We start from the raw sequence: 16,434 nt of genomic DNA on the forward strand, positions 1-16,434 counted from the left end.
GGAGTTCACAGCATTAAAATGCTATGAACTCCTTCTGCCTATAGAAATATGATAATTAGCTTGCCATAAACTCCGCATACATTTGACCTAATATCTTGGCTTCCGTCACCGTAGGCAAAACATCAGTTTTAGCAGCTTGTTTCAAAAGGTCTTTATTTACATTTTTTAACGGGCCAAAATCTATACCATCAGCTAGTTTCTTGAAGGCACTAATGACATTATCTTTAGACGAATTAAATCGTTCTTGATAAAACATCTTGATTCTTTCACGCTTACTATGCTGATATAGCTGTGATATAGATTTTGAAAACCTTGTATCACTATTATCTTTCTTCATGGAAGAAACAATGAGATAGGCATCTGCGTCTGCAACCACGTCATCGTAACCAAATCCTTGTCCATCAGTTTTGCTACCCAAATGCTCCTTTAACCACTCCGATAAATCTTGATCTTTGGCAACCCTCCTATAATTTCCAAACATTTGTAGTAAATCTAACGACCATCCACCTAAATCACCTAAGCTGTAATCACCTTTATTTTCTGGTATTCCCCAGCAAATATAGCCTAAGGCAGTAGCAGCCATATGAGCAATATCTATAGTTGATACTTTGTCCTTAATAGAAGGCTGTTTTGAACATACAGCATGACATACAGACCGAGACTCCATATCGTTTTTGTCGATATTAGGTTCTGGAGTGTAAAGCCTCCACAATCCAAAGTATTTGTCACCCCAATATTCTGGTTTTCGCAGGTATTCAAGAATATATTGGCCAACCGCAAATCGATATGCAATCAATGGGTTAAAAATACCTTCAAACGCTTTCAAACACTCTTTTTCTGTTGTAGTCACCCATTTAATAAATTGAGTTTCGTCTTGCTGATATTTCTGAGATGATAGCACACTATTACAGGCTGGTATTTTCCCATTGTAAGCAACTTTGTCTAAGTCCCATTTACCGCCATATCCTGAGATTTCATGGAATTGATCATAGTTCCAGTTTTTAGGAATTGGGAATCCCAGATTGCCACTAAAACCAGTAGACATATCTGATACGAAACTAGAAACAGACAACCCTACATTAGATATCCTTGTACACACATTACGTGACGCATAAATGCCCACTGAGTAACGAGAATCAATAGTTTCATTAATACCTTTAAAATAAGGAATAATGTTACTATCAATCTGATAATCATAAATATCCATGTCTACCGCAAAATAGATTACTGTTGCTGGTACGCCTTTAGATAATGCTGCTTCACTAGCTTTCTTACCGTGTTCAAGACCTTTTTGATACGTAAAGTCGCTAAGGTTACGACCATTTTCTTGGAAAATAGGGAAATATTTCAAGCCTCCGTCAACAATACGTTTCAGCTCACCTTCACGGATTTCTTTAAACGAGCCACCTGTTAAATAACGTCCAACAATTTCATATCCATCACGTTTAAGAGTATTGAGTAATTCCGAAGTAATTTCAAAACGTGTGTCGCATGCTTTTGCTTTTCTGTCTGGATTGCCTTTACTAGTTAACAATGACATCCACGTGTTAACATCAAGTGCTCCGCTGACTGGAAGCTTATAGTCTTTCTGGAATTTGGTGAGTTGCTCAGCAAAATCATCATCCCAATTCTCATTTTGAAGACAATCATATCTAATACAATTAAGTACAGCTTTTGCTAACCACACCCACTTACCATAGGAAGAAGCGTTTTGCCTGCTAATAGTTTTCAAATTACGTCGTGTACCATGTCCAAAATTGCCCGTGGCATCATCAGGCGAATAACCCTCTAACGACTGTAAAATCTGAATAAGTGCAGTGTTCATTTCTCGACCATACAAGCCGTCACAAGGAATGATACCAGCATAATCCTTATAGGTTCGATTAACAGTTTGTTGAATAATTCTAACAACGCCAGTACCACCGTAACGATTTAGTAAAACAAACTGTTGCATAGAAAGAAGAGCTTTCATTACATCAATTGTGACTGTAGAATCACCACCAATACCCATATCATTCTTCAACTCTTTAACAGCACGCCCCGTTCCACTATAAAAGTGTTGCGTAATATTATTACTTGTCGAATAACCCTTACACCATAAAGCACCCTGAATAATAGAGTAAACATTACTTTTCGACTCATCACTATCATCTTGTTGTTTAACACCGTGCGGATAACGTTCGTTAAATTTCCGTGTTGTACCAGCACCAAAATTATTTGCTGTTGCTGTTATACCAAGCTCAATCTGCAAAGCACGAATAAGCCCATTAATTGTATCCCAACCAGTATTCCCATCAGTAATAACTGAACCAAACCCAGGCTTATCACCATAGGTTTTGTTTAACCATTGCTGTGTTTGCAATACCATCTGATCCATGTTGTGCCCTCCTTTTAGGCATGAAAAAAGCCCTGAAAGATTACTCTTCCAAGGCTTAGTATTTATAATTTTTGCTAAGTTTATAATACCATATAGAAGGCAGTGTCATCTCGTATCAGAGCGTACCAAACCGTACCATTTTTTAGATTTGGATTAGATTATCTGGTAAAACCATGTGCTCTAATGCTTTACCATGCCATCTTATAATCGTCATTCTGCTAGCATGGAGTTCTTTACCAATATCCTCCCACGTCATGTTACTCATGTAACGGTAGCGTAAAATCATCTGCTCATCCACGCTTTCAAGTTTAGAAATCACATCCAAAATCTGCTCTTTCAAACTGATAAGCAGCGTGATCTCCATGTTAATCTTGGCTTCTAAATCCATAACCCTTATAAGAGCTTTCACAAACGGAGCTTCCACGCTTCGAGTCGTCTGCACATACTCTCTGTCGTATCTTAATGAAGAAACACTTGTAGCAAGCTCACGCAGTCTTACTACTTCATCCATGTCAGCCTTAATCCGTTTATCAAGAAGATAGGCTTGCCGTAAGTATTCTTTTTTGTTCATTCTTACCTCCATTTTGAGGTAAGTTCTCTCTAGAACCCCTTTCCCTCACTTCGTTAATTGATAGTCTTGCTTTAACCGACTCGATTAAAGCATCCTGCACTTTAGCCTTCATGCTTAAAGCCCTCATCACATCCTCATCAATCGTGTTCTTAGTGATGATGTGATGGATTACAACCGTGCTGGTTTGACCCTGACGGTTAAGTCTAGCGTTCGCCTGCTGGTAAAGTTCTAAACTCCAAGTCAGGGAAAACCAGATAAGAGTAGAACCGCCAGCCTGTAAGTTAAGACCATGACCTGCAGAAGCCGGGTGAATCAACGCTACAGGAATCATGCCGGCATTCCAGTCAGCAATATCAGCACTCGTTTTAATCTCACGCACGTTAAAACGATTCTTAATCCGCTCAAGATCATGCTTAAACCAGTAAGCTACAAGAACCGGTTTACCGTTAGCAGCCTCGATTAAATCCTCTAAAGCATCAAGCTTACGATCGTGAATATGAACGCTTTCTTTTTTCTCGTTATAAACCGCGCCGCCTGCCATTTGAAGAAGCTTATTTGAAAGAGACGCTGCGTTAATAGCATCAATCTCTTTACCCTCCAACGACACCACCATATCCTGTTTCAGCTCATCATAGAGTTTTCGCTCCTTACCGGATAACTCTACTTTCACCTCGTTTATCACACACGCCGGCATTTTCAAATAGTCTTTTGACTTCATCGAAATCGTAATATCAGCTATCTGCTTATAGATTAAACTCTCAGCACCATCTTTAGGCTTATAGGAAAAAATCATGTGCTGGTTACGCTTATCAGGATCAAAAAAGTTCTGCCGATAATACGTAATATAGCGGCCAAGTCTTTCACCCATATCAAGCAGCCTAAACTCAGCCCACAAATCCATAAGCCCGTTAGAAGAAGGAGTTCCTGTAAGACCTACAACCCTTTTAACTTTCGGCCTAGCCTTCAATAATGCTTTAAAACGTTTCGCCTGATACGATTTAAAACTTGAAAGCTCATCTATCACAACCATGTCAAAATTAAACGGCAGGCCGCTTTTCATTATCAGCCACTCCACGTTTTCACGGTTAATAATATAAACGTGAGCAGGCGTTTTTAGTGCTTGAATCCGCTCCTTCTCACTACCCGTCACGACAGAATAAGTCAGGTGTTTTAAATGCTCCCACTTTTCTAACTCTAAAGGCCACGTAGTGTTCGCAACCCTAAGAGGAGCGATAACCAGAGTCCTGGAAACATCAAAAAAGTCAAGCATCAGGTCGTTAATCGCTGTAAGACTTATAACACTCTTACCAAGTCCCATTTCAAGCAAAACCGCTGAAACCGGGTGTGTGATAATAAAATCAGTCGCATACTTTTGATACTCATGTGGCTCGTATCGCATCAATCACACCTCCAATCTGACTCTTGTCATCAACCACGAAAACCTTAAAACCTAAAGCCTGTAAATCCTTCATCCGTTTCACCTGTAAAACTCTAGGCTTTTTACCTGGTGCTTTAAGCTCCACAAAACCAATCTTGCCCCCATGAAGTAAAACCAGCCTGTCAGGAAGCCCGTCAACGGAAGGACTCGTAAGCTTTATAGCCATGCCTCCCGCAGCTTTAACATCACGAACGAGTTTTCGCTCAGTTTCCTTTTCTCGTAAAAAGCCCATCAGATACCTCTTTTGCCATCTCGATTATTTTCTTATCCACTTCGTTTCTCGGCTCATCAGAAACATCGCCGTAAAACACGTCAATATAGTGATTGCTTAACTGTGGGTGATCTTTGAACATATTGTCCTCAGCATGCGAAGATACTTCATCAATCATGTTCATGGCTTTTAACAGTCTGTCTTGATCTTTCGCTAAAAGCACCGGGCTAATATCGACCACTAATTGGCTAATCAGACTCTTAGTCAGTCGCATTGTTGCTCCTGCTTGCTTGTAGGTTTCTACTGTTCTCTCTTGTTTGTTAATCATGGTTTATTCCACCTTTCTCAAATCTTATTTTTCATTTATTGAATAGAGTTGTTTCACTCGTTGGTTTTGCCCCGTTTACATCAGGCGAATGTTCTTTGTGTAGCCATGTATGCTTTAGACCCATCTTTTACTTTTCTCTATATACACTTATATTTCTTTTATTTTTTTCTCTTATATAAAAAGTAAAGAAAAAGGGTACACTACAATACAAAACCCCTATTTATCAGGCTTTTCTTTCTTGAAAACGTGCATGGTAGCGTGTAGGCAAAGACTATTTTCGTGTATGAAAAAATCCTATAGAACATTTTTCTCTGAACCCGGTTTTTACCATACGAAACATTTGCCTACACGCCAATACATTTTTCAGGAAGTATCTTTCAGTTTTACCGTGTTTTCCATCAAAGAAAATCCTCCTGTGCCTGCAAATTCGGATTAATGGAAAGCCCACACCACTGGTAGCCTTTACCAGTCCGTTTTTTGCTATAACCCGCTAACAGTAAAGCCTTAGAAAAATCCCTATCGTTTCTAACATATTCACCGTTAAGGTTTGCCCACTGACGGTAAGACAAGTAAAGACTCCTACTCATCTCCGTTTCATTCACACCCTTAATGCAATAATCAGTAATGAAATGGCCTATCCAGTCGTTTTCAGCCCGATAAGCGTCCTTAGCCTGCTCTACCACCTTACAAGTAGGGAATTTATAACTGTTTTGGATATAAATCTTGGCTCCTTCAATCATCCATTGAAGTATTGCCCCACCTGCTTTTTGCAAAAGTTCATCAACATAGTCTGTTTTCGGATTCTTGATTTCTTTCGTAAACGGTGCGACAAAGATTCTCCGCCACGTTCCCTTATCGTTTGAACCGACTTTCGGCAGATGGTTCGTGTAGAGAATAGTTGAGTGGCTTGGTGTAAACGTAAAAGGAGCATAATATTTCCTCTCAGCTGAAATATCATCCACGCTTGCTATCTGTTTCAGCATGGAAATAGAAAGCCTTTGTCCTTCCTCGGTTTCCGAGGCAAGAATAAACCTTTTACCGCAAAGCTCTGCTAAATCCACTTTCACGTTTTTAGCCCGAGTGGTTAAAGACTCCGCAGGTATTTTCCCCGCATAATCTCCAAGCACGTGTGCTTCCGCATTAAACACGGTCGACTTACCGTTACCGCCTGACCCGTACACTAGCAAAAGCGATTCTTCAAACACTTGACCTATAAGCGTACTACCCGCATGGCTTTGAAGAAATGTTTGAAACTCTTTATCACCTGCGGTAACCATATCAAGCGTTGTCTGCCACAATCCCATGTTCTCCTGTGAAGGGCAAACAGCGGTCATTTTCGTACAGTACGAACACGGATCATGTGCTTTTAGCATGCCTGTCTTTAAATCCACGATTCCGCAAGGCGTGTTTAGAATGAAAGCATCACGGTCCAGTTCTTCGTTTGCAACTTCCAGCATGGATTTAGCAAGTTTCAATATCCCGGACACTTTACTGTGATCATTCATCTTCTTAGCAAACGAAAGATACTGTTTTGCCCGATTCACTTCACTCTTAGCTTTATCCGCCTGCTCTTTATCACCTGATGATTCAGCTTGAATGAACTGTTCGTAAGCTGTCTTAAACTCAACACCAGCATTCTTCAAAACCTTTTTAGCAATAAGCATGTAAAGTTTCATAACTTTAAGCTCAGACGCTTCCCACTTCTTTCCCGTCCAGTAAAGCCAGCCTGCAGACATCGTATAAACAGCCTTATTCTTGTTATGTTTGGCAAAAACCTCAGCCATCGCAATATCCGTTAAATCATCCGGCTTATACTCCTCATAGCTTTTGCCATACTCGCTAGGCGGAATATAACCTTCCTGACTTGCTACTTTAAGCCCGAACTTTTTAGCCGAATACCAGATTTTAGATAATTCTGCGTCAGGCAAAGGAGGATTACACCGCTCAGCTTCCCTCAAAAACTTCTCATGCGCTTCATCTGTCGCCCCATAACGTTTGATAAGCTTTCCTGCAATATGACTAAGCCTAGAGTTTCTCTGCCCTGATGGTATTTCTTCTGTTCCTGCATCAAATTCACCAAAAGCTTCTTCCGAGAGAAAATCAGTAATTGTTTTTTCACCCTCATAAAGTTCTACCAGCGGAGTTTTAACACCGTAGAGAAAACGTGCAGCATCAAGAGCGTTACTGTCAAAATACGGGAATACTGATTGAATCCTTGTTTTAAGCTCCACATAAGCTTTAGCATCGCTTACTTCTTCAATTGGAAAATAAACGTGAAAACGTGGTCTTGCACACTTCCCATGCTTGTCTTTCATATGGTTTCTACTATAAGACGCATAAAAGCACACGTTCGGAAACGCTAAAGCAACATCAAAAGGCGTCACCCAGTCTTTACCAACATCAGAATGATCGTTATCACAGTCCATCGGAATACAGGTAGACGAAATGAAATTATCTTTAGACCGATAACTGTTAGTAAACTGTGCTGTGACATGGTCAAAAGAGATAGCCTTATTAAAACTATCTCGATCACAGACTTTTATTTCGTCAGGATACAAGCAGTTACTACTGTTTCCCACACAGGAAGCTGTATAAATTTTGCATTCAAGCATCAACATTCACCTCCAAATCCTTATCCGTAAAATACTTAATCGGCTGCCTGCGTTTTTCAGCCAGATTGATTTCTACTTGCATGCCGCCTGTGATTTTCTCCCCGAACACCCACAGCTCGTTGCACTTGCCTAAGAGAATAATGTCCATAAACATCGCATCCCCTCTATGCTTTTGATTCTCATCATCCATGAACGGGAAAAGCAGGTGTGGAGTGATAGGAATTGCTCCGCGTGAATACGCGTAAGCCGCACACCGGATAGCGTGGTTCACGTTTCTTTCTTTATCTCCACGGTAGGGAGCACAAATGTAGACGATAGGCTTAAAATTCGGTGTCGTTTCTAAATGCTTTTTATAAGACTTACCCACTTTTAGCCTCCTTTAACACCACGTTTTTGCTTACTAATATTGTTTTTAATAGTCATTCGCGTATCCTTTTACGTTCTTTCTGAAGGCGGTATTGCCTTCTAAATCACAGGCAAAGAAAAAGAGCAGGTTTTTAACCCTGCTCCTAAAATTTTTTAATCTTTTTTGTAAAACTCACACTCGTAGCCGTCAGCTCGTAAAACAAGCCCTTCTGCCCAAGGTGGTGTTCTTCCCATTAGCTCACACACGCTTTGAACACTCACGCTTTTATCAGTTTCAATAATGGCTTCATCATGCACGTGAGCAACGATGCGATATTCTTTCAGCGTTTGCATGGCGTAAAGTAGAATGTCACGAGCTATAGCTTGCGTAATGTTTTCCACGAATTTAGGACCATAACTTTCCATCCGCTCCCATTTTTTAGTAGATCCCACACCCTCATAGGTGACTGATTCGCCACCATACTTGTTTTCTTCCACACGTGGCTTCACATAGTAAAGGCATCTTTTCGAAGGCAGTTTGATGATAAGAAACCCACTCTTGTAAGTGAACACTATATTGTGTGTTCGAACAGAAATGTGTTCGTGTACACACTGTTTTACCGCTCTGTCCACATCCCACCACAGTGTGGTCACCATCGGGTTAGATAATCTCCATGCGTCAACAAGTGGCTGCAGCTCATCCTCACGAACCCCCATGTCGAGTGCTCCCATAGCTTTTAACGCTCCAACAGAGCCGCCGTATCCAAGAGCGAGTTCCGCGATCTTACCTTTCTGCCGTAAATGCCCGTTTACTCCGTGTTTTTCAACAGGTACGCTAAACATTTGAGAGGCTGACGAGCAGTAAATGTCTTTACCTTCCGCGAATACTCGCATACGCCATTTTTCACCTGCAAGCCAGGCAAGGACTCTAGCTTCGATTGCTGAAAAGTCTGCGACAATAAACTTCAATCCAGTGCGTGGGATAAAAGAGGTGCGGATAAGCTGGGATAAGGTATCCGGAATATCCTCATAAAGCATTTCCAACGCTTCAACATTTCCTTGTTTAACAAGACTTCTAGCCTCCGCTAGATCAGGCAGATGGTTTTGTGGTAGGTTTTGTAATTGTACGAGCCTTCCTGCGAATCTTCCTGTTCGGTTTGCGCCATAGAAGCGAAACATGCCACGCTCCCGATAATCCATGCAGGCAGCGTTTTTCATCGCCGTATACTTTTTCACCGAGGATTTAGCAAGCTGCTGGCGAAGCCGTAAAACTTCCGCCAGTTCTTTACTCACTGTTTTAAGTTCTTTAGCGACTTCTTTTTTACCAAGCGACTCCATTTCAAGGCCATGCTTTTTAAGCCAAGAGCGCATTTGTAGCACGGAGTTCGGGTTTTCTAAACCGGTAATATGCTTAAGCTCATCCATGAGATGTGTTTTCACCTCCTGGTCGAGTTTTATGGCTGATTCAACGAAAAGAGGATCTATTTCAATCCCACGGTCGTTAATGGTTTGGTCGAGATAAAACTCCTGCCATAAAAAGTCTGGTACAGGAAAGCGTGAGAGTTTTTCTTGAATACTCATTTCAACTTCAACATCACGCTTGTTATACGATTTAAACAGCTCCCATTTTTCCTTATCGTGAAAATACTTGTTTCTTGTTCTTCCACCGTTTACTTTCGTAGGATTACACGGCAGGCAGAAGTATTTAATAAGATTCTTACCTTCAGTGAGTTTCTGCTTATCAAGCCCCAGTACTGTTCCCACGGTTTCCAAAGACATGGGAAGCCCCAGGGTGGCTGACCAGATCATTGTGCAATGCCAGGAGCTTGGGTTTAAAAACAAGCTTTCACTTTTCACTGTCTGACTAGGGTTAACATTGATGCCTTTATCTCGCAGGTAGCGTGATAGGCAGACTCTTTCAAACTGAGCGTTAAACGCCCACTTGGTCACTGTTTCATCTGTTAAAGCAGAAAGCACAGTATCGGGTATGGTTTCACCTTGTGCTAAGTCAACGACCTGAACTTCACTACCGTCCACACTGTAGCCAAAGAGCAGTATTTCAAAATCCTCTGATTCTGCGTACTTGTAAACCCCACATTTACCAAGATTTACACTCGAAAACGTTTCTAAATCCACACTCAAATTTTCCAAATTACATCACCTCCAAGCTTATAAAAGAGGTGACAGAAAACCTGCCACCCCGCTTATAGAATCTTCTAAATCCTGTTTTTCAGGAATCTTCTAATTCCTATTTAGAATGTGTTTAATATCAACGTAAAGACTCACGAGTTTCTTTACCGTGAAATCAAGAAGTAATACTCCTATAAACACTGAAATAAAAACCGCTATAACAATTTCCATAATTAACTCACGCTCCTTATGCTAGAAAGTCATCATCTTCTAAAGTCGTAAAATCATCGGTTGCGAGGCTACGTCCGCCGAGTGGCTCACCGTCTCGAATTTTTTGAATATTGCCAAGACCGCAAGCAACTCCCTTATTACCGTTAGAGTTAAACGCGTAGAAGTTGATGGAAACCCTCGCATAGCAGCCTGAATACACTTCACTGCGATCCATGATTGGTTTTACCTGTTTGTCTACAATCTGCGGAGCCGTGGTTGAGTTCGCGTTAATAAAGTAATGTCCTTTATACGCTTCATCATCACGCTCAATATCCCCGTCCCTGAGCGGGAGTTTAATTGCTTGCTTGTTTGGTTTCTTACCGCCGAACTTGCCGACACCTTCCTCAATCGCAGCATCAATAGCTTTCTCAATAGCGTTTACTGTTTCAACATCATCTTTAGGGATAAGCAGTGAAACACTGTATTTTTCAGGGCCGCCGTTAATAGACTTTGGCTCCCAACCGTTGAAATAGGAAAGACGCGTGTTCTTACCAGTGATAACCTTCGTGTTATTTAATTTAGACATAGTACTAATTCTCCTTTTTGAATTCTTGGTTTACATTTGTTACGTTAACTTTTGCCCGTTTATCCGAGTCTGGTACGAGCGTAAGTTTTCCGGACGGTTTGATAATGAGGTCGCCCAGAATATCCTCAAATTTTTTCTTGCCCATCAGCTTTTGCATTTCCGTTAAACCGATAAGACTAGTTTTGAAAATGTCGGTAAAGCCTGCGGCTTTCGCTTTCTCAATAACCGCTGTCTCGTCCTTAAACTTGCGAACTGAACGTCCTTCCACGAGTTTGAAACCATGCCACTCTTTGCCGTGGTTAATAGCTGAATCTGTGGCGTACGCTAAAACATCATCAGCCCACTTCGTAAGAGTTGGAATAGTTTTAAGAACCTCCTCAATCTCACTATCTGTTAAAACAGATGGCTCTTTGAACTCAAGTTCTGCGAGTTTAAGGTTTTCTTCCGCCCGTTTACGGCATACTGCTTTTGCTCTGCAAAACCTGCACCAGTCACCGGCTTCAAATTCGCCTTCGCCTTTAATAGCAAGCTCTGCTTTAGGCTTAAGCACGCTTTCAGCCCAACAGATAAGCTCTGCGACAGGTAGTGTGAAAGTTGATACGTTGTCACGTCTTGGCTGAAAAATACTCATCTCAACGCTTTGAATCTCGTACAAGCTGTCGAAAAGCGTTAAAGCTCCAAGAGCGTAGCATTTCATCTGAGGATTCTCGTAAGCGTCAACCAGCACGCCTTGACCGTATTTAAAGTCGATAACCTGCAGCGTTTTCTCGCCTACAATAATGCAGTCCGCTGTACCAAACCCGTCCGGCACGTAAGCTGAAAAATCAACTTTCTGCTCGATGAGAAGAATAGGATCTTGACAGTTAAGTTTTGCCTGCTCGTATTTTTCCATTACGAAATCCACGTAAGCATCCGAGCATTCCTGCATCTCGTTTGAGTCATACTCGGTTGACGGTTTTTCGCACGGACGGTTAAGAAGCTTATTCAGCTTGTACTCACACCACGCGTGTGCCGCCGTTCCTTCCTCGGCTGCCACAGAAGTAGTGTTTTCAAACTTTTCTTCTAAAACAGCGCTCGGAGTACACTTAATCCACCTGTGAGCAGAAGAAGGGGAAAGTAAAGCATGCTTAGTCACTTGTCATACCTTTCGCCTCTTCAAGAAGCTCAGCGTACTTACTTTCATCAAGTTCTGAAAGCTTGTTAGCTCCGAACTTGACGATAAGCGCTTTTACTTCCGCGGTTTTACCATGTTGGCTAAGTTTTGCTAAAACCGCTCGCACATCCTCTAAACTCACCTTTTTAACAGACTCCTTATTATTAGAAGCTGTTTCTTTACAACCAACACCAGAAGCACCGGCATCATCAAATAGTGCTTTAAGATGAGCTGTTAAGTTTTCCAAGTCTTTGATGACTTCTCTCAATATTTCCTTGTTCACGGTTTTCCTCCTTAAACTTCTTTGACATCAACTGACTGAACACTCTTTCCAGGATCTAATAGGTAGACTTGCGAGTAATCACCAAACAACCAGCGGATAAACCGCTGAGGTAATCGCATCACAGCTCCACGTAGAACCTGTTTCTTCTCACCGTTTTCACCGGTGACGTTAATAACGATCTTGTGTTTCACGAGTTTTGCCTCCTTTCTATAAGGGGTTTCTTCCTTACACATCACAGGCAAAGAAAAAGGAGGAGTTTTTAACCTCCTCCAAATAAAATTTCTAGAATTTTTTTAACGCGTTTTTCTAAGCTTTTCGAGAGCCTTATCCAGATGCTTTTTCACACCGGCAGACGAGATACCAAGCATGCTCGCAATCTCTGACTGAGTGTATCCTCCAAAAAACATCAGTTTTACTACTTGACTCTGCTTATCTGTCAGCGCTGAAAGCATTGATTCTGTTCTCTCTGACATTTCAAAACCATAATCATCAGCACTAAAACCATAATCATCAGTAGTACTAAGAGCTTCAGAAACATGACTTTTATCTACCTCAAGCTCACCATCTGCATCAAAATCAAGCGAAAGATTATAGTTACGTGGAAAATGCTCTTCAGCAGCATACTCAACATCATCCTTGTTAGGCTCATAACCGTGCTTAAGATTAAAACGCCGGATATATTCTTCTTTCCACGCCCTAATCTCAGCTTTTTCTTCAGCAGTTCTACCTGGACGCAGGTTCTTATTGTTGTAGTAAACCTCACTGTCATCCATTGAGTGAAGCATCTTAATATCCGCTTGAGTGACACCATTTTCGCCTGGCTTGATTTCGATAGTTTCTTCACTATAACTACTATCTTCATTACGAACACAACTTGTATACTTATATGTTGCTCGATCGTTGCTATTAGTTTTGCGAGTCCTCATGCTCACCCTTCCCGCCTGCAGCGGTAGGGTGAAGACACATACAAAAAAGAGCCGATACTTTATGAAGTACCGACTCTAATACCTGAAAAACAGCCATAGTAGAATAGAGGTACTTCATAGGAGTCATGAAAAAACCATGAGGATCCTATTGACGTATCTCATCGCCCTATAGCTAATCAGGCTTTAACTGTTTATTAGTAGTGTCTTATTGATTAATCATTAACCACAATCTTGTTAATTGTTCCAAAAATTCTTATAACATTTACCCGCTCTTTCTTAAAACCCGTATCATGAGTGTAAAAAAGAGTGGAATAATCTCGTTTTTATAACAGTTTGACATGTAAAAACCACACTTGCCTTGAAAGCTACGTGCTTTGAGGTTTAAGCGTTAACAATGTTTTCACCCCCCTTCTCGTTAAACAACACCCGTTTTAGAAAACAAAACGAGCATTAGCCACGCTCTAATAGAGTCCCAACCGTAGCTAATAAAGTCCCAACTGTATTTAATACAATCCCAACAAATCTAATATAATCCCAACCGTATTAATATCAGAAAGCCTCACTCCGCAAAAAGTGTTATAGGCCTAACTACTTTTAGTATTACCGTTAGAGCTTCTGATTAAAACACTTCAGATAAAACGTTCAAGTTATTACTATGCTAAAAATGCTCTTCAAAAAAACTGACAAATACGCACATATACGAGGTTGCATACACAAGATTGCAGAAGAAAACTTCTTTACTTATGACTCTCCTAGAATATGGTTAGTGTTGAGAACTAAAGGTATTAAAGTATCTGAAAAAGTAGTAAGACGGCTCATGAAAGAAGAGTTAATTGAGATTAGATATGCCAGGCGTAAAAGACGCTATTCAAGTTACATAGGAGAAATTACTCCCGCATGCAGTAACATCGTTAATAATAATTTTCATGCAAATTCACCTAATAAGATTTGGCTTACAGACATTACTGAGTTTTCAGCAAAAGAGTCAAAACTCTATTTAAGCCCTATGATTGACTGTTTTGATGGTAAAGTGGTCTCTTACGCTCTTTCAAACCACCCATATCAGTGTCTTGAAGATGAAATGTTAGAAGGGTCTTTATCTACCCTCGACACTACAGAATGTAAAAGCTTAGCTATTCATACCGATAGAGGAAATCACTATAGAGGTGGCGGGTGGATTGAGAGATTAGAAGGTCTTGGTATTACACGCTCCATGTCAAGAAAAGGAAACAGTTGAGATAATGCTGCCTGTGAAGGCTTTTTTGGACGAATGAAAACAGAAATGTATTATCCACTTAACTGGGATAGTACAGAAGAATTACGTAAAGCTATTCATACTTACATTGATTTTTACAACAACCACAGAATTAAAACAGGTCTTAATGGAAAGACAATTACGGAACATCGTGCTATAGTTGCACAAAATGTCTAAAAACTGTCCTAAGCCCCTTTTGGCCTATAGCTCATGAGACGCAATAGCACTCGCAGTGATGAGAATATATAAAAATCTAGGCGAATAGCACAAAGGTTATTCGCCTAGAATCTGGCAGGTATATAGCAATCGGTACTACATTCCCTTATGAGAAAAACTAGTCATCGAATGCGCAAGAATATACCTAACTGTAGATTTTTCATATGGTTTTACTGTCACTTTATTTTGCGTTGTTCCCAGAATGCTAGGAATGTCACCACAGCACCGGACAAGATTGTAGCAACGGTGTTAATCTGCGTTCCAGGGCTCCAAGCATAGCTAACAACAGGCAATTTCAGCACACTGCATGCTATATAATCGCCAAATAGAATAATCAACAATGTAATTATAATCACTGTCACATCCACGATAGCTATAACTTTTCTGCGGTACAAACAAGTAGTTGTTATTGCAACCAATAACTGAATCAACGCACCAACAACCCCGCACGCCATGAGAGCGTAGAATGGAGCGTACAGAGCAGAGGTGTTCAACCAGAAGCGATAAACTAGTATTCCTAGGCCTGCTAGCACAGCTATTAGGGGTATTAGCTGTAGCCTATTACCTTTAGCGGCGGACACGATAGTACGTTCCTCTGCCATTTGAATCTGGCCATCCGCCATTCCATTTAAGGTAGTTGTTGGTATGTTGTGCAATCCGCAACTTTCTACCGCTCTTGGTGTGGACGAAGCCCACATGATCTACAGTCCCATCACTTGTGAAGTCTACAGCAATGAAATCTCCACTACGCACATTAGACACGAAACTATCCCAGTGCTTTGTGCTATAACCAGACCCCATGTAGTTTTTGAAAACATTGGCATTCACCCATGATGTAGAGCGATCTCCCTTCGATTTCCACCACCATCCTTTATTTTGATCATTATAGGTATCCATTGGTACACCACCGGCGTGTAGGATCTGCGAAGCAAAATTAGTGCAGTCAACAGGGGCACCATACCATTTCTTTTCCTCACCATATTTGCCATTAATCCCTGTTGCCCACTTCTCGGCATAAGCGCGAGCCTTACTAAGGTCGATACCGGAATTTCGCAAAGCATAAACTGGTCTATCATTCCCATTTTTAGGCTTGGTTGGAATCCACATTTTTGCGAGAGCAATACCATCGTCTTTAGAAAGCTCACCTTCGGAAATCTTAAGATTGAACGCATCTAACTGTTCGATAATTTGTGAGTTCTCTTTAGGGTTTTCATAAACATCAAGAAATTGAACCAATGGTTGTAAATCTGGACGGCCATCCAAAACTTCAGTAATAATAATCTGTTTGTACATAGATGCTGTGTCGACGGTTAGTTCTGGTAGAGAATATTTGGTTTGAGCAGCTCTGAGGTCACTCGCGTAGAGAGCAACATATTTAGCCTTGGCAGCATCGCCATTGACATAGGTATCTAATAAATATAAAGTCTTCCCTTGGAACTTAACAGTATTAGTTGCAGTTTCTTGATTGGCAAGAAAGTCTTCACTGTGAGGCGGGGATGCGGATGCCATTGATGGAAATATTCCAATTGTAAACAATAGGCAAAATGCACACATTTTTACTGTGGATTTGTGTTTCATAATATTACTCCTTTGAATTAATTACAACAACACAATTATATATTATACACAAACTTCTTTGAATGTCAAAATGTCACAGTATTAGTAGATCATTGCTGCTTTAGACGCTTTGCTCGGTTGGTTAATTGCCGCATCTGATGGTGCGGTTCAACGCAATGATGGCAGCGACAAGGCGAAGCCAACACAAGCTTGGTTGGCTTTCTTCAATACCTACT

At 40.9% G+C, this 16,434-nt stretch carries 17 protein-coding genes; 2 read left to right on the forward strand and 15 right to left on the reverse strand.

Going from position 1 to position 16,434, the window contains the following annotated elements:
• Positions 1–55: 55 nt before the first annotated feature.
• The 13 genes from HXT51_RS02465 to HXT51_RS02525 form a co-directional block, all read right to left on the reverse strand.
• Positions 56–2,377, reverse strand: a complete 2,322-nt coding sequence (locus tag HXT51_RS02465) for a glycoside hydrolase domain-containing protein (RefSeq protein WP_421776704.1) — start codon at positions 2,375–2,377, stop codon at positions 56–58.
• A 142-nt stretch (positions 2,378–2,519) separates the two neighbouring features.
• The gene (locus HXT51_RS02470; RefSeq protein WP_004125740.1) at positions 2,520–2,948 is read right to left on the reverse strand and encodes a sigma factor-like helix-turn-helix DNA-binding protein; all 429 of its coding nucleotides are present in this window, start codon (positions 2,946–2,948) and stop codon (positions 2,520–2,522) included.
• Positions 2,908–4,347, reverse strand: a complete 1,440-nt coding sequence (locus HXT51_RS02475) for an SNF2-related protein (protein ID WP_421776705.1) — start codon at positions 4,345–4,347, stop codon at positions 2,908–2,910. Before HXT51_RS02475 ends, HXT51_RS02470 begins: the two co-directional genes overlap by 41 nt.
• Positions 4,328–4,618, reverse strand: a complete 291-nt coding sequence (locus tag HXT51_RS02480) for a VRR-NUC domain-containing protein (protein ID WP_421776706.1) — start codon at positions 4,616–4,618, stop codon at positions 4,328–4,330. The genes HXT51_RS02475 and HXT51_RS02480 overlap by 20 nt, the downstream gene beginning before the upstream one ends.
• Complete coding sequence (locus HXT51_RS02485) at positions 4,590–4,871, reverse strand: hypothetical protein (protein ID WP_231108433.1); 282 nt, start codon at positions 4,869–4,871, stop codon at positions 4,590–4,592. The genes HXT51_RS02480 and HXT51_RS02485 overlap by 29 nt, the downstream gene beginning before the upstream one ends.
• Positions 4,872–5,323: 452 nt before the next feature.
• Positions 5,324–7,543, reverse strand: a complete 2,220-nt coding sequence (locus tag HXT51_RS02490; protein ID WP_421776707.1) for a phage/plasmid primase, P4 family — start codon at positions 7,541–7,543, stop codon at positions 5,324–5,326.
• Positions 7,530–7,808, reverse strand: a complete 279-nt coding sequence (locus tag HXT51_RS02495) for a hypothetical protein (protein ID WP_421776708.1) — start codon at positions 7,806–7,808, stop codon at positions 7,530–7,532. Before HXT51_RS02495 ends, HXT51_RS02490 begins: the two co-directional genes overlap by 14 nt.
• Positions 7,809–8,056: 248 nt before the next feature.
• Positions 8,057–10,033, reverse strand: coding sequence for a DNA polymerase (locus HXT51_RS02500; protein WP_421776709.1), 1,977 nt, complete (start codon positions 10,031–10,033; stop codon positions 8,057–8,059).
• Between the two features lie 226 nt (positions 10,034–10,259).
• A complete protein-coding gene (locus HXT51_RS02505; protein ID WP_020757304.1) occupies positions 10,260–10,808 on the reverse strand; it encodes a DUF2815 family protein in 549 nt (182 codons plus the stop codon).
• A gap of 4 nt (positions 10,809–10,812) precedes the next feature.
• Positions 10,813–11,943 carry a DUF2800 domain-containing protein gene (locus tag HXT51_RS02510; protein ID WP_421776710.1) on the reverse strand — a complete coding sequence of 377 codons (1,131 nt, stop codon included), beginning with the start codon at positions 11,941–11,943 and terminating at the stop codon, positions 10,813–10,815.
• Positions 11,936–12,244: a hypothetical protein gene (locus HXT51_RS02515; protein WP_004105034.1), complete on the reverse strand. Its 309-nt coding sequence runs from the start codon at positions 12,242–12,244 to the stop codon at positions 11,936–11,938. The genes HXT51_RS02510 and HXT51_RS02515 overlap by 8 nt, the downstream gene beginning before the upstream one ends.
• Before the next feature lie 11 nt (positions 12,245–12,255).
• Positions 12,256–12,477, reverse strand: coding sequence for a hypothetical protein (locus HXT51_RS02520; protein ID WP_016815920.1), 222 nt, complete (start codon positions 12,475–12,477; stop codon positions 12,256–12,258).
• Positions 12,478–12,537: 60 nt separating this feature from the next.
• Entirely contained in the window at positions 12,538–13,170 is a 633-nt protein-coding gene (locus HXT51_RS02525) for a sigma-70 family RNA polymerase sigma factor (protein ID WP_421776711.1), read from the reverse strand.
• Between the two features lie 664 nt (positions 13,171–13,834).
• Between HXT51_RS02525 and HXT51_RS02530 the strand changes: the two genes are divergently transcribed.
• The gene (locus HXT51_RS02530) at positions 13,835–14,407 is read left to right on the forward strand and encodes an IS3 family transposase (protein WP_421776802.1); all 573 of its coding nucleotides are present in this window, start codon (positions 13,835–13,837) and stop codon (positions 14,405–14,407) included.
• Between the two features lie 45 nt (positions 14,408–14,452).
• Entirely contained in the window at positions 14,453–14,602 is a 150-nt protein-coding gene (locus HXT51_RS02535) for an IS3 family transposase (protein WP_421776803.1), read from the forward strand.
• A 215-nt stretch (positions 14,603–14,817) separates the two neighbouring features.
• Here HXT51_RS02535 and HXT51_RS02540 read toward each other — a convergent pair whose 3' ends face one another.
• Together HXT51_RS02540 and HXT51_RS02545 are read right to left on the reverse strand one after the other, a co-directional pair.
• Entirely contained in the window at positions 14,818–15,243 is a 426-nt protein-coding gene (locus HXT51_RS02540; RefSeq protein ID WP_103014072.1) for a hypothetical protein, read from the reverse strand.
• Entirely contained in the window at positions 15,209–15,934 is a 726-nt protein-coding gene (locus HXT51_RS02545; protein ID WP_158245255.1) for an amidase domain-containing protein, read from the reverse strand. The genes HXT51_RS02540 and HXT51_RS02545 overlap by 35 nt, the downstream gene beginning before the upstream one ends.
• Positions 15,935–16,434 lie beyond the last annotated feature (500 nt).

It is taken from the genome of Gardnerella sp. KA00255 (genome assembly GCF_049244095.1).
GTDB classification, from domain to species: Bacteria; Actinomycetota; Actinomycetes; order Actinomycetales; family Bifidobacteriaceae; genus Bifidobacterium; species Bifidobacterium vaginale_F.